Source organism: Pseudomonas sp. REST10, assembly GCF_029542605.1.
In the GTDB taxonomy this organism is placed as follows: Bacteria; Pseudomonadota; Gammaproteobacteria; order Pseudomonadales; family Pseudomonadaceae; genus Aquipseudomonas; species Aquipseudomonas khazarica.
In genome coordinates, this window is the sequence record NZ_CP035677.1 from 3,065,158 (window position 1) to 3,087,053 (window position 21,896).

At 65.0% G+C, this 21,896-nt stretch carries 19 protein-coding genes; 11 read left to right on the forward strand and 8 right to left on the reverse strand.

What is annotated here, in order from left to right:
* Nucleotides 1-121: 121 nt before the first annotated feature.
* The gene (locus EWH21_RS14525; protein WP_037048239.1) at nucleotides 122-1,042 is read right to left on the reverse strand and encodes a LysR family transcriptional regulator; all 921 of its coding nucleotides are present in this window, start codon (nucleotides 1,040-1,042) and stop codon (nucleotides 122-124) included.
* A gap of 115 nt (nucleotides 1,043-1,157) precedes the next feature.
* Between EWH21_RS14525 and EWH21_RS14530 the strand changes: the two genes are divergently transcribed.
* The 8 genes from EWH21_RS14530 to EWH21_RS14565 all read left to right on the forward strand — a co-directional run bounded on the left by EWH21_RS14530 (nucleotide 1,158) and on the right by EWH21_RS14565 (nucleotide 8,078).
* Entirely contained in the window at nucleotides 1,158-2,072 is a 915-nt protein-coding gene (locus EWH21_RS14530) for an alpha/beta hydrolase (protein ID WP_167494344.1), read from the forward strand.
* Nucleotides 2,073-2,128: 56 nt separating this feature from the next.
* Complete coding sequence (locus tag EWH21_RS14535) at nucleotides 2,129-3,058, forward strand: alpha/beta hydrolase (RefSeq protein ID WP_277698662.1); 930 nt, start codon at nucleotides 2,129-2,131, stop codon at nucleotides 3,056-3,058.
* A gap of 15 nt (nucleotides 3,059-3,073) precedes the next feature.
* A complete protein-coding gene (locus EWH21_RS14540) occupies nucleotides 3,074-3,712 on the forward strand; it encodes an SDR family oxidoreductase (protein ID WP_277698663.1) in 639 nt (212 codons plus the stop codon).
* Between the two features lie 13 nt (nucleotides 3,713-3,725).
* Nucleotides 3,726-4,376, forward strand: coding sequence for a hypothetical protein (locus EWH21_RS14545; RefSeq protein ID WP_277698664.1), 651 nt, complete (start codon nucleotides 3,726-3,728; stop codon nucleotides 4,374-4,376).
* Nucleotides 4,377-4,588: 212 nt separating this feature from the next.
* On the forward strand, nucleotides 4,589-5,044 hold the full coding sequence (locus tag EWH21_RS14550; protein ID WP_134676828.1) for a MarR family transcriptional regulator: 456 nt from the start codon (nucleotides 4,589-4,591) through the stop codon (nucleotides 5,042-5,044).
* The gene (locus tag EWH21_RS14555) at nucleotides 5,041-6,987 is read left to right on the forward strand and encodes an FUSC family protein (RefSeq protein ID WP_277698665.1); all 1,947 of its coding nucleotides are present in this window, start codon (nucleotides 5,041-5,043) and stop codon (nucleotides 6,985-6,987) included. The genes EWH21_RS14550 and EWH21_RS14555 overlap by 4 nt, the downstream gene beginning before the upstream one ends.
* On the forward strand, nucleotides 6,977-7,189 hold the full coding sequence (locus EWH21_RS14560) for a DUF1656 domain-containing protein (protein ID WP_037048255.1): 213 nt from the start codon (nucleotides 6,977-6,979) through the stop codon (nucleotides 7,187-7,189). Before EWH21_RS14555 ends, EWH21_RS14560 begins: the two co-directional genes overlap by 11 nt.
* Before the next feature lie 7 nt (nucleotides 7,190-7,196).
* A complete protein-coding gene (locus EWH21_RS14565) occupies nucleotides 7,197-8,078 on the forward strand; it encodes an HlyD family secretion protein (RefSeq protein WP_277698666.1) in 882 nt (293 codons plus the stop codon).
* 47 nt (nucleotides 8,079-8,125) lie between these two features.
* On the opposite strand, the gene EWH21_RS14570 is transcribed toward EWH21_RS14565, so the two are convergent.
* Complete coding sequence (locus EWH21_RS14570) at nucleotides 8,126-9,253, reverse strand: DsbA family protein (protein ID WP_277698667.1); 1,128 nt, start codon at nucleotides 9,251-9,253, stop codon at nucleotides 8,126-8,128.
* A 367-nt stretch (nucleotides 9,254-9,620) separates the two neighbouring features.
* Here EWH21_RS14570 and EWH21_RS14575 point away from each other — a divergent pair, with 367 nt between their 5' ends.
* Nucleotides 9,621-11,528: a patatin-like phospholipase family protein gene (locus EWH21_RS14575; RefSeq protein ID WP_277698668.1), complete on the forward strand. Its 1,908-nt coding sequence runs from the start codon at nucleotides 9,621-9,623 to the stop codon at nucleotides 11,526-11,528.
* 223 nt (nucleotides 11,529-11,751) lie between these two features.
* Here the strand turns inward: EWH21_RS14575 and EWH21_RS14580 are convergent, their stop codons facing one another.
* The 4 genes from EWH21_RS14580 to EWH21_RS14595 form a co-directional block, all read right to left on the reverse strand.
* Nucleotides 11,752-12,597, reverse strand: coding sequence for an alpha/beta hydrolase-fold protein (locus EWH21_RS14580; RefSeq protein ID WP_277698669.1), 846 nt, complete (start codon nucleotides 12,595-12,597; stop codon nucleotides 11,752-11,754).
* On the reverse strand, nucleotides 12,594-14,963 hold the full coding sequence (locus EWH21_RS14585; RefSeq protein ID WP_277698670.1) for a TonB-dependent siderophore receptor: 2,370 nt from the start codon (nucleotides 14,961-14,963) through the stop codon (nucleotides 12,594-12,596). The genes EWH21_RS14580 and EWH21_RS14585 overlap by 4 nt, the downstream gene beginning before the upstream one ends.
* Nucleotides 14,964-15,028: 65 nt before the next feature.
* Nucleotides 15,029-15,949, reverse strand: coding sequence for a DUF4880 domain-containing protein (locus EWH21_RS14590; protein ID WP_277698671.1), 921 nt, complete (start codon nucleotides 15,947-15,949; stop codon nucleotides 15,029-15,031).
* Nucleotides 15,946-16,464, reverse strand: a complete 519-nt coding sequence (locus EWH21_RS14595; RefSeq protein WP_047584983.1) for a sigma-70 family RNA polymerase sigma factor — start codon at nucleotides 16,462-16,464, stop codon at nucleotides 15,946-15,948. The genes EWH21_RS14590 and EWH21_RS14595 overlap by 4 nt, the downstream gene beginning before the upstream one ends.
* A 411-nt stretch (nucleotides 16,465-16,875) precedes the next feature.
* Here EWH21_RS14595 and EWH21_RS14600 point away from each other — a divergent pair, with 411 nt between their 5' ends.
* Entirely contained in the window at nucleotides 16,876-18,462 is a 1,587-nt protein-coding gene (locus tag EWH21_RS14600) for an ABC-F family ATPase (protein ID WP_047584975.1), read from the forward strand.
* A 60-nt stretch (nucleotides 18,463-18,522) separates the two neighbouring features.
* Here the strand turns inward: EWH21_RS14600 and EWH21_RS14605 are convergent, their stop codons facing one another.
* A complete protein-coding gene (locus tag EWH21_RS14605) occupies nucleotides 18,523-19,131 on the reverse strand; it encodes an FMN-dependent NADH-azoreductase (protein ID WP_037048282.1) in 609 nt (202 codons plus the stop codon).
* A 116-nt stretch (nucleotides 19,132-19,247) separates the two neighbouring features.
* Between EWH21_RS14605 and EWH21_RS14610 the strand changes: the two genes are divergently transcribed.
* Nucleotides 19,248-20,150 carry a LysR substrate-binding domain-containing protein gene (locus EWH21_RS14610; protein WP_277698672.1) on the forward strand — a complete coding sequence of 301 codons (903 nt, stop codon included), beginning with the start codon at nucleotides 19,248-19,250 and terminating at the stop codon, nucleotides 20,148-20,150.
* A gap of 1 nt (nucleotide 20,151) precedes the next feature.
* On the opposite strand, the gene EWH21_RS14615 is transcribed toward EWH21_RS14610, so the two are convergent.
* Complete coding sequence (locus tag EWH21_RS14615) at nucleotides 20,152-21,834, reverse strand: methyl-accepting chemotaxis protein (protein ID WP_277698673.1); 1,683 nt, start codon at nucleotides 21,832-21,834, stop codon at nucleotides 20,152-20,154.
* Between the last annotated feature and the right edge of the window lie 62 nt (nucleotides 21,835-21,896).

Sequence of the window (21,896 nt, forward strand, 5' to 3'; positions counted from 1 at the left end):
CTCGCGTAGACGCTGAACGAGCAGCTGCGGCCTACCCCCAGTGCCAACAGACAGCTGTGACCGTCAGTTACCCTGGGCTGAGGGCAGGAGCCGGCCAGATCCACCCGCTGCCGCCAGTCAGTCAGTCAAGCAGTGAGCGTTTCTCGACAAGAAAGTCGATCAATACCCGTATCTTGGCAGGCATCTGTGCCCGTGTCGGCGCATAGAGATAGAAACCGGGGAAAGGCTGACACCAGGGCTGCAACACCCTCACCAACTCGCCCGAGGCCAGTTGCTCGCGCACGCAGATGTCGAGGTACTTGATCAGGCCGACGCCCTGGATGGCCGCCTTGAGCATGCTCTCGTCGTCGTTGAACACGACACTGCCACGCGGCTCGAACACCTGGGTGTGGCCATCCCCGTCCGGCTCGGTAAAGGACCAGCGATCCAGTGTGCCACTGCTGGTGAAACGATACGCCAGGCAGTTGTGCTGCATCAGATCGGCCGGGGACCGTGGCGTACCGTGACGCGCGAAATAATCTGGCGAGCCGACCACCGCCATTTCGATACGCGGAGTGATCGGCACCGCCACCATGTGCTCGTCCAGACTCTCGCCCAAGCGAATCCCCACGTCAGCACCGTCGGCGATGATGTTGGCGAATCCATCGTTGAGCACCAGCTCCAGACGCAATCCGGGATAGCGCGCGAGAAACTCGCCCAGGTGCGGTTCCAGCAAGGTCCGTGCGGCGATACGGGAAGTATTCACCCGGATCAGGCCGTTGGGCGCGGACGGCACCTCGCCCAGTTCGGCAACCGCCGTGTCGATCATCTTCAGCGCAGGCGCCAGCGCATCGAACAGGCGCTGGCCTTCCTCGGTCAGCGACATGTCGCGCGTGGTGCGGTGCAGCAGGCGTACGTTGAGCTGCTGCTCGAGGCTCTTGAGGTGTTGCGACAGCGCCGCGCGGGACATTTCCATCTCGGTTGCAGCCTTGGTGAAGCTGCGGTGCCGGGCGATATGGACGAACCAGGCCAGGGCTGGAAGTTGCGATGGATTGATCGACATATTGTTCAGTATCCCTAACAAGTCATGTCGATTCTTGCATATTTTTCCCGAACAAACGCGGGACTAGTATGAATCCATCGAGTGGCACACAGCCCCTCAGCACTGGAGCCAGATCATGCAGAAAGTCAGCATCCCCACCCTCAACGGCCAGAACGTCACGCTCGCTGCAGTGATTCATCAGCCGGCCAATTTCGATGCCAGCCAAAAGTACCCGGTCATTGTCGTCGCGCATCCGGGCGGTGGCGTGAAGGAACAGGCCTCCGGCCTGTACGCCAAGAAGCTAGCGGAGCAGGGACTGCTGGCCATCGCCTTCGACGCATCCTTCCAGGGCGAAAGCACTGGCGAGCCTCGCCAGTTGGAGAATCCCTACATCCGCACCGAAGATGTCAGCGCGGTGGTCGACTACCTGACCACTCAAACCTATGTCGACACCGACCGCATCGGTGCCATGGGCATCTGCGCCGGCGGCGGCTACACCGCCAATGCCGCCATCAACGACCGTCGCATCAAGGCCATCGCCACGGTAAGTGCGGTCAACATCGGGCAGATGTTCCGCAACGGTTGGGAAAACACCGTCAAGGATGCCGACGCCCTGCCCTACATCGCGCACGGCTCTCAGGCCCGCACCAGCGATGCCAACGGCACCGAACTGGCCACCCTGCCGCTGGCGCCGATGCGTGAAGAAGATGCCCCCAACGAAGAGCTGCGCGAAGCCTGGGAGTACTACCACACCCCGCGTGCACAGCATGCCAATGCGCCAGGCTTCATGACCGCGCGCAGCCTGCCGCAGATCATCACCTACGACGCCTACCACAAGGCCGAGGCCTTCCTCACTCAGCCGATCCTGACCGTAGCCGGCAGCGTTGCCGGCAGCAAATGGATGAGCGATGACCTGCTTGCCCGGGCAGCCAGTACGGACAAGCAGATGCATGTGATCGAGGGTGCCAACCACATGTCGCTGTATGACAAGCAGCCCTATGTGGACGAGGCGGTCTCCGTACTGGCGCAGTTCTTCCAGACCCGCCTGTAACCCACCACATTGAAGGCGGCCGGCGCGATGCGCACCGGCCGCCCAGGAGCCACCCCATGAGTACCATCAAGCACGTCAGTTATCGCAATCTGGGCTGGGACTCGGCCGCCGACCTGTACCTGCCGCCGAGTTTCGACGAGAGCAGGACCTATCCGGCCATCGTCAGTACGCACCCGATCGGCAGTTGCAAGGAGCAGACCTCCGGCAACGTCTACGCACGCCAACTGGCCGCTGAAGGCTTCGTCGTCCTTGCCTTCGATGCCAGTTTTCAGGGCGCCAGCGGTGGTGAGCCACGCTTCATGGAAGACCCGGCGATTCGCGTCTCGGACATTCGCTACGCCATCGACTACCTGGTGAGCCTGCCTTACGTAGACGCCAACCGCATCGGCGCCATCGGCGTGTGTGGCGGCGGTGCCTACACGGTCAGTGCCGCAAGCACCGACCAGCGCATCAAGGCGCTCACCTCCATCACCGGGGTCAATTTCGGTCGACTGATGCGTGAAGGCTTCAGCCAGTTCGACCCGGTCACTGCCCTGCAGGCCATGGCCGCCCAGCGCACAGCGGAGGCCCAGGGTTCGCCCCGCCATGTCATCAACTATCTGCCCGATTCGGTCGAAGCGGGCAAACAAGCCGGCATCAGCGATATCGACGTGCTGGAGGCCACCGACTACTACAAGTCGGCGCGTGGCCAACAGCCCAACGGGGCGACCAGCGGCCTGTTCTCCTTCAACAGCGCAGCCATGGCCTGGGATGCCTTCGCCCATGCTGAAACCCTGCTGACCCAGCCGCTGCTGGTGGTGATTGGCGACAAACCCGGTGGTTTTGGCGCCTACCGCGACGGCAGGGAGATCTATGGCCGGGCGGCATCGCAAGCCAAGCAGATCTTCGTCGCGGAAGGCTGGTCGCACTATGACCTCTACGACCAGCCGGAGCCGGTCGCCCTGGCCATGGCGCAGATCGTGCCGTTCTTCAAACAGCACCTGTAGGACGGCAGATCGGTCATGAAAAGGGTACTCATCCTCGGCGCCACCGGGCAGATCGCCCAATGGGTGGCCCGAGGTCTGGGGCAACACGAAGGTGTGCAGCAGACCTTGCTGCTGCGCAACCCCAGGAAGCTCAGCGGCGAGGAGCCGAACAACGCACAGGTGGTGATCGGCGATGCCCTCGACAAGAAACTGCTGCGCAAAGTCGTGACCGGGCAGGACATCGTCTACGCCAATCTCGCCGGCGAAGACCTGGACAAACAGGCCCTGGCCATCATCGCCGCCATGCAGAGCGCCGGGGTGAGGCGCCTGATCTTCGTCCTGTCGCTGGGCATCCATGACGAGGTTCCAGGCCGGTTCGGCGAGTGGAACCGCGCCACTATCGGCGAGGACCTCAAACCCTACCGCCGGGCTGCGGATGCCATCGCGGCCTCGGGCCTGGACTTCACCATCCTGCGCCCGGCCTGGCTGACCGACGAGCACGAGGTGGACTACGAGCTCACCGGCAAAGGCGACCCCTTCAGCGGCACCGTGGTTTCACGCAAGAGCGTGGCCGACCTGATCATGCAGATCATCACGCAGCCCACATTGCACATTGGCGCCGACCTCGGGGTAAACAAGCCCGGCAGCGACGGCGACAAACCATACTTCATGTAAAGCGAGGCCGACGATGTTCAAGTGGATCGCCCTGTTGCTGGGAGTGCCTATCGCCGTGGTGATACTGGAGCTGCTGGCGGTCACCTGGATAGAAAGCCTGCAGGCGCGCCAGCTGGCGAGTCGACAGCCCGAAGTCAATCCGCGGGACGAGACCCGTACGGCCGTGGTGTATTTCTCCCGCTCGGGCAATACCGCACTGGCCGCACGGCAGATCGCCAGGCACCTTGATGCCCGACTGTTTGCGCTCGAGGCGCCAGCCTATTCGCTTGGCCTGAGCGGTCTGCTGCATGCACTCAAGGACGCCTACAGGCTCAAGGAAAGAGCCGGGGCACTCCCGCAGATCAACCCGAGCAACATCGATCTGGCGTCATTCGATACCGTCTGGCTCGGCTCACCGGTGTGGCTCTACAGCCCCGCGCCACCGCTCTGGAGCTTCGTCGAGCACAACCGCTTCGATGACCAGCACATCGTGCTGTTCAACACGTACAACAGCAACTTTGGCGACGAGCACATTGAGAGGCTCAAGGCCAAGCTGATGGCACGAGGGGCGCGCTCATTCGAGCACCGCCACATCCAGCGTGGGCGCATGAGCCGGCAGACGCCCCCCGAGCAGATGCTTCAGGCTATCGATGAGCAGTGGTTCAACGGGCAAACCAGCCCCTGAGTCTCGGTGCAGGCCCAGCGCTGCTGCGACCGATGCCGGGCGCGGTTACCTGCCCTTCTCCCGCCTGCGTTGTGGAACGCTCTGCCAGGCATCCGCCTGCATCGACTCGGAACAGCTGCATGACAAGGTGGACATCTTGACGCTCAAATTAATTGCCTAAGCAATGATTTGAATTTAAATTACCACGTTCCATGTACTGACGAGTCACCCCCATGCCCTCCAAGACCGCCGCCCTCCACGACCTCACCAATGCCCTGCAACCGGTGCGCAGAGCCTGGAAAAAAGCGGTCTCTCGTGTCATCGCCGACACCGGCATATCCATGTCGCTGGCGACAGTCGTAGTGCTGGTCCACCGCAACCCGCAGGGCATGACCCAGAAGGAGCTGGCCGAGGAAGCCGGTATCAATCCCGGAGCCCTGGTACGCCTGCTGGACCAGGCCACCGAGATGCGACTGCTGGAAAGAAGGCAGGTACCAGGGGACAGGCGAGCCAACACACTGCACACTCAGCTCTCCGGGGCAAAACTGGCCGAGCAGGTGGAAGCCGCGGCAGACAAGCTGCGCCTGGAACTGATGCTGGACGTACCGCAAGCGGATATCGAGCGTGCCACGGCCCTCCTGCGCCTCTTCGAGGAACGGGCCAATCAGTACCTGCTGGACACTCCATGAAACCCAGCGCCCCGCAACTGCTGTACGCGGTGAAGCTCTACCTGTCGGCGATGCTCGCTTACGCCCTGGCAGTCAACCTCGGTCTGCTCAACCCCTACTGGGCCATGGTGACTGCCTGCGTGCTCAGCAACCCGGTCAGCGGCGCGGTCAGGGCGCGCGCCACCTACCGCCTGGGCGGCACCCTCTTCGCCGGGGCACTGACCCTGCTCATGTCCGCCTATCTGAGCAATGCCCCGCAGATGCTGGTGATCTGCTCGGGGCTGTCGGCCGCCGCAATGCTGGGCGCATCCCATCTGGACCGCACCCCCAGGGCCTATTTCTTCCAGCTGGGCGCCCTGACCATGATGCTGGTCGCCATTGCCTACATCAATCATCCGGACACCATGTTCCACATGGTGGTCACGCGGGTCACGGAGATATGCCTGGGCATCGTGAGTGTCACACTGGTCGACAGCCTGCTCTTTCCCTCATCGCTGGCGCCGGTGTTGCGTGACCGTCTCAAAGGCTGGCTGCCCGACATGCTGCGCTGGCAAGAAGACTGTCTGGATGGCAAGCCGGTCGATGCGCAGACCGAGCTGGATCGGATCAGGACCCTGGGCGATATCGCGTCGTTCAGCCAGCTGATGTCCACCCTGAGCTACGACAGCTCGGTCGACCGGACCACCCGCCAGGCCGCGGCCACCCTCCAGCAGCGCCTCCTGAGCCTGGTGCCGCTGCTGAGTGCCATCGGCAACGCCCTTGCCGACTTGCCCGAGACCCTGCGCCAGCCCCTGCGCCCCTACCTGGCCGAAGTCCGTCACCAGGCGCGCAGTGAGACGCCGAACCATGAACGGCTTGCCGGGCTGCTACCAGACACGGCGAGCTTGTCAGCCTGGGAGCGACTGATCGTCGATGCGCTCCACGACCATATCCATCAGTACCTCGAGCTGTGGGCCGAGGCTCGACAACTGGATGCCTTTCTGGATGGCGATCCCCTGCCGCTCGAGCTGCGCGAGCGTGTCCGGCAAGCCAGGGCGTTCCCCTTGCCGGCCGACACGGACATGGCCACGCGCATGTTCGCCGGCATCCTGGCGACCTATACCCTGCTGTGCCTGCTCTGGTACTTCACCGGCTGGGAACAGGGCGCCAACATGGTGCTGCTGGGCGTGGTGGCCATCGCCTTCTTTGGCAGCGGTGACGAACCCGGCTACGCCATCAGTCACTTCGGCCGCTTCGCCCTGATCGCCATGGGGCTGGGCTTCATGCTCGGCTATGTGCTGCTGCCCCTGGCCAGCGACTACACCAGCTTCCTGCTCGTCATGGCGCTGTTTCTCCTGCCCCTGGGCGCCTGGGCGGCCATCAACCCGCTGGCGACGCTGGCTATCGCGCTGTCGTTGAGCAGCATCAACTTCCAGGGACACTACGCACCGTACGACCTGGGCTTCTTCCTGGAAAGCACCTGCGGCACGCTGGTCGGCGTCTATTGCGCCTTCATGTGCGCGGCCCTCTTCCGCCGCTGGGGCGCACAGCCCATTCTCGATCGCCTGGAGCGCCAGGACAGGCGGGCGTTGCAGCGCCTCAACGCTCACGTGAACGAGCAGGAGCTGGCGCGCTTCCAGAACACCACGCTGGATCGCATCACCGCTCAGGCTCCCCGGCTTGCCGCCATCGGCCAGGGGGCAGAAATCCCCAACCTGCTTGCCCGCCTGGAGGCCGGAATCAATCTGGCCACACTGCGCCTGGCCGGTGCCAACGGCCAGGAACCTGCCGTCCTGACGAGCGAGCTGTGGCAGCACCCGTTGCCGCGTGACGAGCAGACACAACGCCGCTTGCTCGACCAGCTGGACGCCGGCCTGGACGCAGCCTGGCAGCGCCACGACAGCCGACAGCTACGCCCCCTGACCTGGCTGCGCCTGCGCCTGTTCCCCAACGCCGCCGACTGGAGCCCGCGTGATGATCGGTGAAATCAACCTCGACGGCCTGTACATCTCGCCCTTGCTGTTGTGCCTGATCGCAGCCTTCGTCCTGCGCCTGGGCCTGTCTCGACTACTTGCCTGGACCGGCGCCTACCGACTCGTCGCCCAGCGCCCCCTGTTCGACACCGCCCTTTACCTGTTGCTGACTGGCGGGCTGTTTCACGGCCTGCAGCTACTGACCACCCCATGAGGACCGCATGACTCGTCCCACCCCATTCCGCGTGCTACGCCCGCTGGTGACCCTGGCAGCAGTACTGGGTGCCGCGCTTGTGCTCTGGCAGCTCTACCTCTACTACACCTACGCACCGCAGACCCGCGACGGCAAACTGCGTGCGGATGTGGTGCCGCTGGCGACTGACGTATCGGGGAAGGTGGAAGCCGTCTACGTTCACGACAATCAGGTCGTGCAGAAAGGCGAACGGCTGTTGAGCCTCGACAAGGAACGCCTGCGCAACGCCCTGGCCCAGGCCGAAGCAGCCGTGGAACGCAGCAGGGTGCAACTGGCGTCGGCGCAACGCGAACGCAAGCGCTATCTAGAACTGAAAACGGCAGTCTCCGCGCAACAGAAGGACTACCGCCAGGACGCTCTGGCCCAGGCCAATGCAGAGCTGCACCAGGCACTGGCAGACCGTGAACTGGCGACCCTTAACCTGCAGCGAGCCGATCTCTACGCCCCAGTGGATGGGGTGGTCACCAATTTCTCGCTGCGTCCGGGCGCCTACGCCAGCGCCGGACAGCCGGTCATGACCCTGGTCGACAGCAGCAGCTTCTATGTCGCCGGCTATTTCGAAGAAACCAAGCTGGCGCAGATCAGCGAGCAAGCCAAGGCCATCATCTGGGTCATGGGCGAGCCGGAGCCACTGCGCGGTCATGTAGAAGGCTTGTCAGCCGGGATCAACGACAGCGAGCGCAGCACGGCGTCTGGCACACTGCTGGCGAACGTGAATCCGACCTTCAGCTGGATTCGCCTGGCGCAACGCATCCCTGTACGCATCGCTATCGACGAGATACCGGAAGGCATGAAGCTGGTAGCCGGACGAACCGTTTCGGTCAGTCTGGAGCCAAATTCAACCCCCTGAGTCTGAGGCGGACAACTGACTCGACGCCGAATGAAGCACGGCGTCACTCAACCCTGCCGGGTCAGTTGACCTATCAGGTCCTGCTCCAGCATCCAGATACGATCCTGCCCCCACAGGGCTGGCAAGTCGTCGATGCGAAACGAGGGTACGCCCCAGAGTCCTTCACCCAGCATCTCGCTCCGGTTGGCCTCGGCGACTGCCCGCCAGCTCGGGTCGGCCAGGGCAACGGCAAGCTCATCCGGGTCCAGCCCTGCACGCTGCGCGATCCGGGCCAGGCCGCGGTCCGAGCCGGCGTCGATCCCTTCGGCGAATACGCCCCTCAGGAACGACTCCAGAAATTCGGGCCCTTTGCCCTGGCCGATGGCATGCTGGAGCAGTGCCAGGCCGCGCTCAGTTGGCGCCCCGAGCGGGTCGGCAATCGTCCCGAACGGCAGCCCCAGGCGTTCCGCCTCGCGCTTGGTGTCGCGAAGGATGTAGAGCCGCTTCTCGAGGGGGACGGGCAAACCGCGCATGACCATCGGCAGCACGAATCTCAGTCTGAGCTCAGCGCCATAGTGCTCGGCCAGTTGCCTTATCCGGGGCGTCGCAATCCAGGTGTAAGGGCTGCGCAGCGAGCAGAAGAAATGCAGCACCGGCGCTTGCGTGCTGCTCACGCCCTCCTCCAGCAGCAGATCCGGCGGAGCAACGAGGGGCTGAAGGCCGGCCTCGGCCAGGCCTGCGTCTGCCAGTCTGCGTTCCAGGTGATGCAGGCGATCGATCCCCCAGTACCACTCGCCCTCGAAGTAGAAGGTCGCGCCCAGGTAGTGCCCCAGTCGTTGGCGCAGCTCGCCGCCGTCGGGTGCGGAAAATTCGCGGACGGGCGCCAGCTTGAAGTGGCCTGCCAGCCGCCGCGCATCACGCGCCGACCATTCGCCAAGCCTCGCGAGGTCGGGAGCATTCTCCATCGAGGGCGGTGGTACGAGGTGACTGGCGATCCGCACCCGGTAGCGCTGCTGAAGCTGCGGCAGCAACGAGGCGGTCAGGTGGCTGTACGGGTCATCCGACTGATGGAAGTAGTGCACCACCGGCTCCTGCCCCTGCAATCGCCTTGGCACGGCGGCCAGGCGCCATCGCCAGTCACGCAGGGTCGGGCTGGTAAGCGTTCGCGTCAGGGTACGAGAGATGGCTGCTTTCAACTGCGACTCCTGCCGACACCCGTCATCCGCGCCGCGGGCGTCGTGATTATTGTTCTGCCGAGTGCCGCTGTCCTGGTGGCCAGGCGTCGGATTCAGCGTGCGGAATCGGCATAGACGTTATGAGCATCGGCGGTCGATCTCAATGACCTGGCAAGCCATGTGTGTATCCAGACCCGAATACCCAGGATTGCCGGCAGGTTCGAGCGCCCGAATGGCATGGCCGCTGCTCTTCCAGCGCCGCAGCACCGTATCGAATCCCCGGACACGCCGTGACCGATCAGTACTGCCCCAAGCTGCTGGCATATGGACAGCAAAGCCGCGCTATCATGCCTGCGCCTGCGTTCGGCACGACGACTAGGAGCAGTAGATGAACGATTCGCGCCAGGCGGTCTTCGCCCAGGAATGCGACCTGATCATGAAGGGCGGTATCACCAGCGGCATCGTCTATCCGCTGGCCATTACCGAGATTGCCAAGGCATTTCGCCTGCGTAGCATCGGTGGTACCAGTGCCGGTGCCATTGCCGCGGCAGCGGCGGCCGCTGCCGAGCTGGGCCGCCAGCGCTACCAGCAGGGGCAGCTGCAGCAGGACCCCGCGGGCTTCGCCGAAATCGAGCGACTTCCCGAACACCTCTGCACCCCTGCGGCCGGTGGCCGCGGCACCAAGCTGCTGGCGCTGTTCAGGCCCGTCGCGCCTCTGCGCACGCTGTTCGACACCTTCATCACGATCCTCGACAGCAAAGGCAAGAACCCCTGGGTGCGGGTGGTCGCGCCCCTGAAGGTCATGCTGGCCCGACACAAGCTTGCCGCGCTGCTCGGTGCCCTGCTCGCCGGCGGGCCGCTGTGGTGGAGCGCCATCGCCAGCGACAGCCTGCTGGTATGGCTCTGGGTTGCGCTGTTCGCGGTACTTGGCAGTGCCCTGGCGGTCGTCTTGCGCCTGCTCGTGCCTGCGCTGCGGGAAATCCCGGCGAATGGTTTCGGCCTGTGCACCGGTATGCCGGCAACGGACGACAGCGCCCCCGGGGAAGCCCTGACCACCTGGCTGACCCTCTACCTCGATCGCCTCAGTGGTCAGCAGGCATTCTGCGCGGGCCAGGCCGAGACCATCGAATGCGAGCGGCCGCTGACCTTCGGCGACCTGCGCAAGCAGGGTATCGATCTGCAGGTCATGACCACCTGCCTGAGCATGGCGCGCCCCTTCCGCCTGCCGTTCCGTGATGACGACCAGGTGCGCGAGAACAATCAGTTCCATTTCCGCGAGGAAGAGTTCGCCCGCCTGTTCCCCCGGCGCGTGGTCGACTGGATGAGCGCGCACCAGCGCCCGAGCGACAGCGAGCGGCACGACGGCTATCTGCGCCTGCCGGTGCCGGACGACCTGCCGGTGATCGTCGCCGTGCGCATGAGCCTGAGCTTCCCCCTGCTGCTCAGCGCCGTGCCACTGCATGCCGTGGACTACCGCAAGCCCGGCAAGCGGCTGGAGCGCTGCTGGTTCACCGATGGCGGCATCAGCTCCAACTTTCCCATCCACTTCTTCGACGCCGCACTGCCGCGCCGCCCGACCTTCGGCCTCGACCTGGGACCGACCGACGGCGCCGACGCGCAACGGGTGCGCTTTCCGCGCAACAACGGCGACGCACGGCTGGCCTACTGGCGGCGCTTTCCGCAGCACGGCCTGCCCGCCCTGCGCGGTTTTCTCGGCCAGCTCAGCAATGTCGCCAAGGACTGGAACCACGAGACCCTGTCGCTGCTGCCCGGCTTCCGCGACCGCATCGGCCTGATCCAGCTGACCCCGGACGAAGGTGGGCTCAACCTGAACATGCCCAGGGAGCGCATCGAACGGCTGACCCGCTACGGCCGCGAAGCCGGCCAGCAGTTCGTGCTGCGCTTCGGTAACCCGGCGCATTGGCAGCCGGGGGCGCAGGCCTCGCCGATGAATTGGGAGAATCACCAGATCATCCGCCTGCGCCTGCAACTGGCCAGCGTCGCCGAACAGTTGCAGAGCCTGGAGCGAGCCTGCCGCGAGCTGCATGACACGCCCCAGGACTACCAGCGCTTCTTCAGCACGGATGCCAGGCACTACAGCTACCCCTTCAAGGGCCTCAACGACCTGGAGCAGGACCCGGACACCGGCCTCTACCGTACCCAGGCCGGCCTGGCCCAGGCCATGCTCGAGCAGTTGCGCCGCATCGCCCAGATGATCGAGCAACATCCCGACAGCCATCCGGCCATCGGTGCGCCCAAGCCCACGCCGGAATTGAAGCTGCGGCCACGTCTCTAGGCTCTGTACGAATAGTGCCTGCGCTCGGTGATGCTGCGTTGAAATCGCTCTCAGAATGCTCATTTACAGCACGTAAACTGCGCTTCTTCGAGCGATTTCGCGGGGCCGCCATCGGTATTGCCTGACCTTCGCTCGACGACTTTCGTACAAAGCCTAGGACACCAGCGCAGATGACGATCTGCCGGGGCAGCCCGCGCATGCGGCGGGCTGCCTGGGGCGCGGCTCAGTAGCGTCGCGTGCTCATCAGCTCCTCCAGCACGCGGGGGGTGACGCGAAACGGAATCGACATGTGATCCTCGCCCGCTTCGAGCTGGAAATCGCTGCGCAGGCCGTACTGCGAAAGGGACTCCAGGCGCAGCTGCAGCGAACGCACGTCCTGGATCTCCTGCGGCATTTCCCGGTCGCCCACCCACATGCTCAGGCTGCGGTGGGTCAGGTCCAGCTCGCCGGCTCGCGCACGCTCGACGAACGCACGCTCATGCGCCAGCAGGTAGCGATCACGCCACCACAGGCTGGGGCTGATGGCGACCACGTGCTGGAACAGCTGCGGTCGGGTGAACAGCGTGTAGATGGCGAACATGCCGCCGAACGAGTGCCCGACCAGGCTGACCTGATCCCGATCGACCTTGAAGCGCTGGTTGACCCGCGGCATCAGGCGCTGCTCGATGAAATCGAGAAACAGGTCCTGGCCGCCTTGCGGCGGATCGTTGCGCTCGGGCAGTTGCGGCGGCGACAGGTCGAACGCACGACGCTCGAAATCCAGCGGCGTATCGCTGGGGTAGCCAATGGCGACGACGATTGCCTTGCGCCAGCGCTCCTGCGCCCGCTTGGCGGCATGCAACGCCGGGAAGTAGGCATTGCCGTCGAGCAGGTAGATCACCGGGTAGCCGCCGGTATAGGGCACGTCACCCTCCGGCAGGCTGAGCATGATCCGGTAATCGCGGCCCTCGGCGCTTTTCATCAGCCATTGCTCGCTACCGTCCAGGTTGACCGGCTCGGCATGGGCGGCGGCCAGACCACCCAGCAGCAGCGCCATCACAGCGCTGCGCAACCAGTTCAAGGCGCTCACCAGCTGTAGCTCAGGCTGGTGATCAGGCTGCGCGCCTCGCCACGGTAGCAGTAGCCGTCCTGACAGTTGACGTACTGCTTGTCGGTCAGGTTGCGCGCGTTGACAGCCAGGCGCACGCCATCCAGCTCACCGGCGAAGTCGTAGTGCACGCCAGCGTCGAACAGGGTGTAGTCATCGCTCTTCACCGTGTTCATGTCGTTGCCATATACGCTGCTGGTGTAGCGGGCGCCGGCGCCAAAACCGAGCCCCGACGGCAGGTTGTAGTCCAGCCACAGCGCGGCCATGTGGCGCGGCGTGTCCTTCGGCGCCTTGCCCTCGTTGCCGTCATTGCTCCTGGTCACCTCGGGGTCGTTGTAGCTGTAGCTGGCGTTCAGGTGCAGGCGCTCGCTGAGGTCGGCGACCGCCTCCAGCTCCAGACCGCGCGACACCTGTTCGCCGGTCTGCACCGTGTTGAGCGGGTTGAGCGGGTCACGGGTCGACACGTTCTGCTGGGTCAGGCGATAGAGCGAGGCGGTGAACAGGGCACTGCTGCCTGGGGGCTGGTATTTGAGGCCGATCTCGTACTGCGTGCCCTCGGTGGGCTTGAGCGGACCATTGGCGTTGGTCCCGCTCTGCGGCAGGAAGGACTCGGCGTAACTGGCGTAGGGCGCCAGGCCGTTGTCGAACAGGTACAGTGCGCCGAGCTGGTAGGTGGTGGCGGAATCGCTGGTGCGGCGGTTGCTGTCGCTCAGGTTGTCGCTGTTGCGCACATGCACCCAGTCGCGGCGTACACCGGCGGACAGGCGCCAGCGCTGGAGTTCGATCTGATCCTGCAGGTACAGACCGCTGCGCTGGGTCAGGTTGTCCTGATCGGCCAGCGGGTTGCCGGGGCGGCTGACCGGCTGGTGATAGTCCGGCGCACTGATGTCGATGGACGGCGCCGGCCCCGAGGCATACAGCACCGAGCTGTCGAACCAGGCGTAATCCCAGCCGCTGAGCAGGGTGTGCTGCAAGGTGCCGGTGGCGAAGCGGCTGACCAGGCGGGTGTCGCTGCTGACCGACTCCATCTCTTCGTACACACCGACGGCGTAGCGCTCCATCACCCCATTGCTGATCGTGCCGTTGGGCTGCAGGTACTGGTTGGTGGTATCCAGCTGGCCGTAGCGCAGGTTCTGCTGCAGGCTGAAGGTGTCGTTGATGATGTGCTCGAACTCGTAGCCCAGCGTCCACTGGCGCTGATCGAGCTTGTCGAAGTACTCGTCGCCCTGCCAGAAATCGGTGAGGCGATTGCCATCGTGATAGAGCATCGGCGAAGCAGCGGTCTCACGCTCCTGATACTGAGCCAGCAGGGTCAGGCGGGTGTCGGCATCGATCTGCCAGCTCAGCGACGGTGCCAGCAGGCGCACGTCATTGTTCAGCTGCTCGATGTCGTACTCGGCGTCGCGATAGACACCGACGGCGCGGAACAGCACGTCGCCCTCCTCGTCCAGCTTGCCGCCGATATCGAACTGCCCCTGCCGGTGCTCATGATTGCCGGCCTGGATTTCCACCCGATTCCTGGCGTCCAGACTCGGCCGCTTGCTCACCCGGTTGACCATGCCCCCCGGACTGATCTGCCCATACAGCACCGAGGCCGGGCCCTTGAGCACCTCGATGCGCTCCAGAGCAAAGGCCTCGGTGGCGTAGATCGACAGCCAGCCGTTGTAGGGCTGGCGCAGGCCGTCGAGGAAGTCGGCGGACATGGTGGTGTCGAAGCCACGGATGTTGATCTGGTCGAAACGCGGGTCGAGCCCGGACCCGCCGGTGCGCACACCCGCGCTGTAGGCCACCGCGTCCTCGACACGGTCGACCTTGCGATCGGCGATCTGCCCGGCCGTGACCACGCTGATGCTCTGCGCGGTTTCCAGGATCGCGCGATCCGTCTTGCTGGCCGTGCTGGCATGGCTGGCGAAATAGCCCGGCACCGGCGCAAACGCGCTCTGCGTCGGCGCGGCCTCGACGGTAACCGGCTGCAGCTGATAGCTGTCATCGGCCGTGACCGGCCGCACCACGTAGCCGGAAGCGGTCTTCTCCGCCACCAGCCCGGTGCCGCCGAGTACCCGCGCCAGGCCCTCCTCGACCGACTGCGCCCCCGTCGACCCCGGGCTGACCAGGCCACGGACCCGCTCCGGGGAATACGACAAGGTGATGCCGGCGCGCTCGGCGTAGAGGCTCAGTACCTGGTCCAGCGCGCCACCCGGCACATCCGGGACCTGCATGCGCGGCGTAGGCTCGGCGGCCATCAGTGGCGAACTCGCGGCACCGCCGCACAGCGCCAGGGCGATACAGATGGCAGTGGACAGCCGACGGGGTTGCAACGGCGATGGCAGAGAGCGGGTAGCACGCATGAGGGTATCCATTCAGGGAGTGATCACCCCAAACCGGATGAGCGGCGAAAGTCCGACAACTTTTTTTACGCGACGGGCACGACGCGCACCCACCAGCGGGTTCGCTCGACCAGCGCGACCGGCAGCAGATGGGTGATGTTGCGCAGCATCAGCTCGGGCTCGGCGAGGCGGAAGACCCCGGACAGGCGCAAGTCGGCCACCGCGGGATCGCACCCCAGCCAGCCACGCCGATAGCGTCCGGCCTCGGCGAGAAAGTCCGCCAGGCGAATATCGCGCACCACCAGCAGCCCACGCGCCCAGGCAAAGGGATCGAGTGCCCCCGGGCCCAGCGCGCTCATGCGGGTTGCCGAAACCGCCAGCCCCTCGCCCGCCTGCAACTGCCGCTGGCCGGCTGCCGCGCGCACCAGCACCTCGCCCTGCTCGACCCGTATCTCGCTGCGTCCATCGCGTTCACGCACTGACACCCGCGCGTGCTGCCCCAGGCAGTCCGCGTGAGCGCAGCGCAACCGCCATTGCGCGCCCTCCACCAGCGCCTCGCCACCGCGCAGCAGCAGTTGCTGGCCATGCACGTCGAGGGCACTGCCGGTGTTGAGCAACACCTCGACATCGCCGGCCAGGCTCAGCCGCCGGGTTTCGCCGGTGGCCGTGGCGAAATCCGCACGCCATGCCGGCGCCGTGGTAGCTGCCAGCAGCGTGGCACTGCCCGCCGTCAGCCCCAGCAGCTTGAGCATGCGTCGCCGGCTCAGGTCAGCCTCGGCCCGCTGCAATAACGGGATGGTCTGCGCGGCATCTGCCAGCGGCGTCACGCGAAACAGCCCGGCCATCTGCTGCAGGCGTTGCCAGGCCAGGTCATGCAGCTCGTCCTGCGCCAGCCAGTCATGCAACTGACGCTGCAGCTCGGCACTGGCCGGATCGGCGCGCAGACGCATCTGCCACTCGATGGCCGAACGGACAACGGCTTCAGGTGGCTGCCCTGCCCGGCTCATCTGGGCGACTCGAAGCACAGGCGATAGCAGTGCAGCAGCGCGCTGGCCACATGGCGCTCGACCGTGCGGCTGGACACACCCAGTTGCCGGGCCACCTGCGCATGGTTGAGACCGCCGAGCTGATACAGCAGAAAGGCCTCGCGCACGGCCGGCTTCAGGCCATCGAGCAACTGCGCGATCCGTTCCAGGGACTGCAGCGCCTCGTAGCGCACCTCCGGTGACGGGTGACTGGTCTCGGGCAATTGCGCCAGGGCGTCGAGGTAGGCACGCTCCAGCGCGTCCCGTCGCCAGTGGTCGATCACCAGCCCACGCGCGATACGCGCCAGCAAGGCCCGTGGCGCGCGGTCATCGACCGACTGACCACGTACCAGCAGGCGCAGGAAGGTGTCCTGAACCAGGTCCGCAGCCTGCTGCGAACAGCCCACCGAGCGCCGCAACCAGCCATGCAGCCAGCCGCGATGCGTGCCGTACAGCACCTCGAGAGGAATGATCGAATCGGTTTCAGACGAAGACATAGCGCGGCCCAAACCACCAGGCTGAAAACACCATGCAGGGCACGGCGACCGCGCGAACATTAATAGCGAATCATTCTTATTACAACCTTTCACCGGAAGAGCGCCGCGAAAGAGCCTCCCCGCATCCTGCCCCTGCGCACCGCCGGCGGCCCACGCCTTTTATCTCGTGCTGGCCGTAACGGGCTGTGGTTCCGGGTGCCAAGTGTTACCATTGCCGGCTTTGGCGCAGACAGGCTCCTGCGTCACGACGCCCGACACACTCACCATGCCTCGGACCTCGCGCGCCCTTGCCGGCATGACGACGTCATGGCCCAGCGACACGCGGCCTCACGCCCTGTCGGGCCAAGCCAACGAGCTTGAAAGCCGGTATCCCTTAAACAGCGCATCTCAAGTTACTGATAGGTAAGTCCTTTGATCTCCACCGCCAATATCACCATGCAGTTCGGCGCCAAGCCGCTGTTCGAGAATGTTTCCGTCAAGTTCAACAACGGCAACCGCTACGGCCTGATCGGCGCCAACGGCTGTGGCAAGTCGACTTTCATGAAGATCCTCGGCGACGATCTGGAGCCCAGCGCCGGCCAGGTCATGCTCGAACCCAACGTGCGCCTCGGCAAGCTGCGCCAGGACCAGTTCGCCTACGAGCAGTTCACCGTCATCGACACGGTGATCATGGGCCATCAGCGCCTGTGGGAGGTCAAGGCCGAGCGTGACCGCATCTACTCGCTGGCCGAGATGAGCGAAGAAGACGGGATGAAGGTCGCCGAGCTGGAGGGCGAGTTCGCCGAGATGGACGGCTACACCGCCGAATCCCGCGCCGGCGAGCTGCTGCTCGGCCTGGGCATTCCGCTGGAACAGCACTTCGGCCCGATGAGCGAAGTGGCACCGGGCTGGAAGCTGCGTGTGCTGCTGGCACAGGCGCTTTTCTCCGATCCCGAGGTGCTGCTGCTCGACGAACCGACCAACCACCTGGACATCAACACCATCCGCTGGCTGGAAAACGTCCTGGTGCAGCGCAACAGCACCATGATCATCATTTCCCACGACCGTCACTTCCTCAACTCGGTCTGCACCCACATGGCCGACCTGGACTACGGCGAGCTGCGCCTGTTCCCGGGCAACTACGACGAGTACATGACCGCCTCCACCCAGGCGCGCGAGCGTCTGCTGGCCGACAACGCCAAGAAGAAGGCGCAGATCGCCGAGCTGCAGACCTTCGTCAGCCGTTTCTCGGCCAACGCCTCCAAGGCCAAGCAGGCCACCAGCCGCGCCAAGCAGATCGACAAGATCCAGCTCGAAGAGGTCAAGCCGTCCAGCCGCGTCAGCCCGTTCATTCGCTTCGACCAGAACAAGAAGCTGCACCGCCAGGCCGTGACCCTGGAGAAAGTCAGCAAGGGCTTCGACGACAAGCAGCTGTTCAGCAACCTCAGCCTGCTGGTCGAGGCTGGCGAACGCGTCGCCATCATCGGCCCCAACGGCATCGGCAAAACCACCCTGCTGCGCACCCTGGTCGGTGAACTGACCCCGGACAGTGGCGCCGTGAAGTGGACCGACAGTGCCGAGGTCGGCTACTACGCGCAGGACCACGCGCACGACTTCGAAGCCGACGAGACCCTCTTCGACTGGATGGGCCAGTGGACCAGCGGCGAGCAGAACATCCGCGCCGCCCTGGGCCGCATGCTGTTCTCCTCCGACGAGATCCAGAAGTCGGTCAAGGTGCTCTCCGGGGGTGAACAGGGTCGCATGCTGTTCGGCAAGCTGGCCTGCCAGAAGCCCAACGTGCTGGTGATGGACGAACCGACCAACCACCTCGACATGGAATCGATCGAAGCGCTCAACCTGGCGCTGGAGAACTACCCGGGCACCCTGCTGTTCGTCAGCCATGACCGCGAGTTCGTAGGCTCCCTGGCCACCCGCATCATCGAGCTGTCGGAGACCGGCGTGACCGACTTCAGCGGCACCTACGACGACTACCTGCGCAGCCAGGGCATCATTGTCTGAGCCTGCCCCGGAAAACGAAAAAAGCCCGCGAAAGCGGGCTTTTTCATTGGCGCTGCCGACTCAGGCGGTGGCGAACAGCTCGCTGATGCGCTGCGCCGCGCCCTTCATGGCTTCGGCACGCGGCTCATCACCATAGGCGAGGCCTTCGGCACGAACGATCTCAATGTCGTCGATGCCGACGAAGTTCAGCATGCGCACCAGGTAGTCCTCATGCGCCTGGCCGGACGGCAGGCCGGCATGCACGCCACCGGCACTGGAAGCGATCACCACGGTCTTGCCACCTGCCAGCCCCACCACGCCGTTCTCGGTGTACTTGAAGGTCTTGCCGGCCACCGCGATGCGGTCGATCCAGGCCTTCAGCTGGCTGGGGATGGCGAAGTTGTACATCGGCGCGCCAATGACGATGGCGTCAGCGGCAAGGAATTCTTCCAGCGTGCGCTCGGCCAGCTCGGTTTCATGGCGCTGCGCGGCGTCGCGCAGTTCGGCCGGGGTGCCGGCAGCCACCAGGCTGGCGGCGGAGAAGTGGCTCAGGGCATCGCTGGCGAGGTCACGGTAGGTCACCTGAACGCCCGGGGACGCGACACTCCAGGCCTCGACCACGGCCTTGCTGAGCTGACGGGAAGCGGATGCATCACCCAGGATGCTGGAATCGAGGTGCAGTAGTTTCATGGAGCTCTCCGATAATGACGCAAGGGCAAAAACGATGGGAGAGATGCTACTCATGAAACCAATAGCCGATAAGACGGCATAAATGCGATAGTTCGTCCCACTCATAGGACGATGATATGCATGACCTCAACGATCTGTTCTACTTCGCCAAGGTAGTGGAAGCCGGTGGCTTTGCCGCTGCCGGACGCACCCTGGGCATCCCCAAGTCGCGCCTGTCACGGCGCATCGCCGAGCTGGAGCAGCGCCTGGGCGCCCGCCTGCTGCAGCGCAGCACACGCAAGCTGGCGCTGACCGATATCGGCGAACGCTACCTGCGCCATTGCCAGGCCATGTTACTGGAAGCCGAACAGGCCGAGGAAACCGTGGCCAACCTGACCAGCGAGCCGCGTGGCCGGGTACGCTTCTCCAGCCCCAGCGGGCTGACGTTGCTGTCCGAGGCCACCAACAGCTTTCTCGCACGCTACCCGAAGGTGCAGCTGGAAGTGCTGCATACCAATCGCCGTGTGGACCTGCTCAACGAGGCGGTGGACGTGGCCCTGCGCGTGCGCATGGCCGATGACGAGGAACCCGGCCTGATCACCCGGCGCCTGGTGCCGGCGCACGCTCATGTCGTGGCCCACCCGGACCTGATCGCCGGGCTGCAGCTGAACCACCCACGGGACCTGCAGCAGCTGCCGGCACTGGGCGCGGTTGGCGCCGACCGACGCATCCACCTGCGCTTCGTGCATGAGGTGACGCAGGAGGCCAGCGAGATCGCCCTGGAAGCCCGGCTGGCGATCGATGACTTCCCCATTCGCAAGTCAGCGGCGCTGGCCGGACTGGGTATCACCATGCTGCCGACGACCTTCTGCCACGAGGAACTGCGCGCAGGCCGACTGGTCGCGTTGCTGCCGCAATGGCACGTGCCACAGGGGCACGTGCAACTGGCCTATGCGCACCGGCGCGGCATGTCGCCGGCCGTTCGCGCCTGGATCGAGCACCTGAGCGAAGCGATCAATCGCTGGAACCTGCCGCTCTGATTCAGATGCGGAACTGACGCACCAGCGCGCCCAGGCGCTCACCGAGGCCCGCCAGGCTGCGAGCGGTCTGCGCGCCACGTTCGGTTTCATCCGCCACGCTGTCGACCGCCACGGCGATCTGGTGCACGCTGCGGTTGATCTCCTCGGCCACGGCCGTCTGTTCCTCGGCGGCGCTGGCGATCTGCGCGTTCATCGCGTTGATGGTGCCGATCAGCTGGGCGATGGCGTCGAGCGATTCGCCAGCCTTGTTGGCCTGCTCGCTGGTCAGTTCGCCGGCATCGCTGGAACGCCGCATCGAGGTCACCGACTCCTGGGTGCCCTGCTGCAGGCGATCGATCATGCCCTGGATTTCCTGGGTGCTCTGCTGGGTCCGGCTGGCCAGCGCACGGACCTCGTCGGCAACCACCGCGAAACCACGCCCGGCCTCACCGGCACGTGCCGCCTCGATGGCCGCGTTGAGCGCCAGCAGATTGGTCTGCTCGGCGATGGAGCGAATGACGTCGAGCACGCTGACGATGGACTGCACGTCCTGCTGCAGGCTGTCCAGCGACACCCCGCTGCTGCGGATGTCCTCGACCAGCGAGTGGATGCGCTGGATGCTGCCGTCGACCACCGTCTTCGCGGCCTGGCCCTCACGATCCGTCTGCTGTGCGGCTTCGGCGGCGTTCTGTGCGCTCTTCGCCACTTCATGGGCGGCAGCCGACATCTCGTTGATCGCCGTGGCCACCTGGTCGGTCTCATGGCGCTGCTGCGACATGGCCTGTTCGGAACGCTGCGCCTGTTCGGACACCTGGCCGACCAGCTCGGTGAGCTGGCCGGTCATCTCGACGATCTGCCGGACCAGGCCATGCACTTTCTCGACGAAACGGTTGAACGAGCCCGCCAGTTGCCCCAGCTCGTCTTCGCTGGTGATCGGCAGGCGGCGCGTCAGGTCGCCCTCGCCGGCGGCGATGTCATCGAGGTTGGCCTTGATCTGTTGCAGCGGGCGCAGGAAGGCGTTGCCCAGCCAGACGCCGATCACCCCGAAGACCACCAGCAGGATGGCGGCGACCACCACGATACTGGTGATGATGGTGCCGATGCGGCGCTTGATCTCTGTTTCCACCTGGGCGACCTGCGCCTCGATGCCATCCAGGTTGAGTGCGGTACCCAGGGCCATGTCCCACTTCGGCAGGTAGTAGCTGTAGGCGAGCTTGGGCACCAGCACCGACTCGTTGCCCGGCAGCGGCGAGGAGTAATTGACGAAGTAGCTGTTGTTCTTGGCGACGTTGACCAGCTCACGGTTGATGTAGACACCGTTCGGGTCGCGCCGGTCGGCCAGGCTCTTGCCGACGTCCACCGGGCTGTCGCCGCGGAACAGACGCACGACGTTGGAGTCGTGGCCGAAGAAGTAGCCGTCGGCGCCGTACTTGATCTTGGAGAGCACGACGATGGCCTGCTCGCGGCTGGCCATGTCACCCTGCGCAGCGCCGTCGTAGAGCCCCTTCACGGCGCCGAGGGCGATCTGGATGTAGTGCTCGAGTTCGCTGCGCTTCTCCTGCACCAGGCGCTCACGCGTCTGGGCAATCTCTTTCTCCGCCATGCTCTGCAGCACCTTGGCCGCGGTGCCGCTCAGCACCAGGGCGAAGAGGATGACCGGAACCAGCGCAAGCAGTATCACTTTGGTTTTCAATGTCAGGCGCATTGTTATTGTCCTTGAGGGAAGGCACACCAAGACGGGGGTATGGCTATATCGGCAGCCCCGCC

What these genes read in the sequence shown, in the direction of transcription:
- EWH21_RS14550 (WP_134676828.1), top strand. Translation starts at nt 4,589, where the DNA reads ATGCCCTCCAAGACCGCCGCCCTCCACGACCTCACCAATGCCCTGCAA.
- EWH21_RS14590 (WP_277698671.1), bottom strand. Translation starts at nt 15,949, where the DNA reads ATGAGCCGGGCAGGGCAGCCACCTGAAGCCGTTGTCCGTTCGGCCATC.
- EWH21_RS14575 (WP_277698668.1), top strand. Translation starts at nt 9,621, where the DNA reads ATGAACGATTCGCGCCAGGCGGTCTTCGCCCAGGAATGCGACCTGATC.
- EWH21_RS14560 (WP_037048255.1), top strand. Translation starts at nt 6,977, where the DNA reads ATGATCGGTGAAATCAACCTCGACGGCCTGTACATCTCGCCCTTGCTG.
- EWH21_RS14610 (WP_277698672.1), top strand. Translation starts at nt 19,248, where the DNA reads ATGCATGACCTCAACGATCTGTTCTACTTCGCCAAGGTAGTGGAAGCC.
- EWH21_RS14585 (WP_277698670.1), bottom strand. Translation starts at nt 14,963, where the DNA reads ATGCGTGCTACCCGCTCTCTGCCATCGCCGTTGCAACCCCGTCGGCTG.
- EWH21_RS14595 (WP_047584983.1), bottom strand. Translation starts at nt 16,464, where the DNA reads ATGTCTTCGTCTGAAACCGATTCGATCATTCCTCTCGAGGTGCTGTAC.
- EWH21_RS14535 (WP_277698662.1), top strand. Translation starts at nt 2,129, where the DNA reads ATGAGTACCATCAAGCACGTCAGTTATCGCAATCTGGGCTGGGACTCG.
- EWH21_RS14540 (WP_277698663.1), top strand. Translation starts at nt 3,074, where the DNA reads ATGAAAAGGGTACTCATCCTCGGCGCCACCGGGCAGATCGCCCAATGG.
- EWH21_RS14555 (WP_277698665.1), top strand. Translation starts at nt 5,041, where the DNA reads ATGAAACCCAGCGCCCCGCAACTGCTGTACGCGGTGAAGCTCTACCTG.
- EWH21_RS14615 (WP_277698673.1), bottom strand. Translation starts at nt 21,834, where the DNA reads ATGCGCCTGACATTGAAAACCAAAGTGATACTGCTTGCGCTGGTTCCG.
- EWH21_RS14530 (WP_167494344.1), top strand. Translation starts at nt 1,158, where the DNA reads ATGCAGAAAGTCAGCATCCCCACCCTCAACGGCCAGAACGTCACGCTC.
- EWH21_RS14605 (WP_037048282.1), bottom strand. Translation starts at nt 19,131, where the DNA reads ATGAAACTACTGCACCTCGATTCCAGCATCCTGGGTGATGCATCCGCT.
- EWH21_RS14545 (WP_277698664.1), top strand. Translation starts at nt 3,726, where the DNA reads ATGTTCAAGTGGATCGCCCTGTTGCTGGGAGTGCCTATCGCCGTGGTG.
- EWH21_RS14565 (WP_277698666.1), top strand. Translation starts at nt 7,197, where the DNA reads ATGACTCGTCCCACCCCATTCCGCGTGCTACGCCCGCTGGTGACCCTG.
- EWH21_RS14525 (WP_037048239.1), bottom strand. Translation starts at nt 1,042, where the DNA reads ATGTCGATCAATCCATCGCAACTTCCAGCCCTGGCCTGGTTCGTCCAT.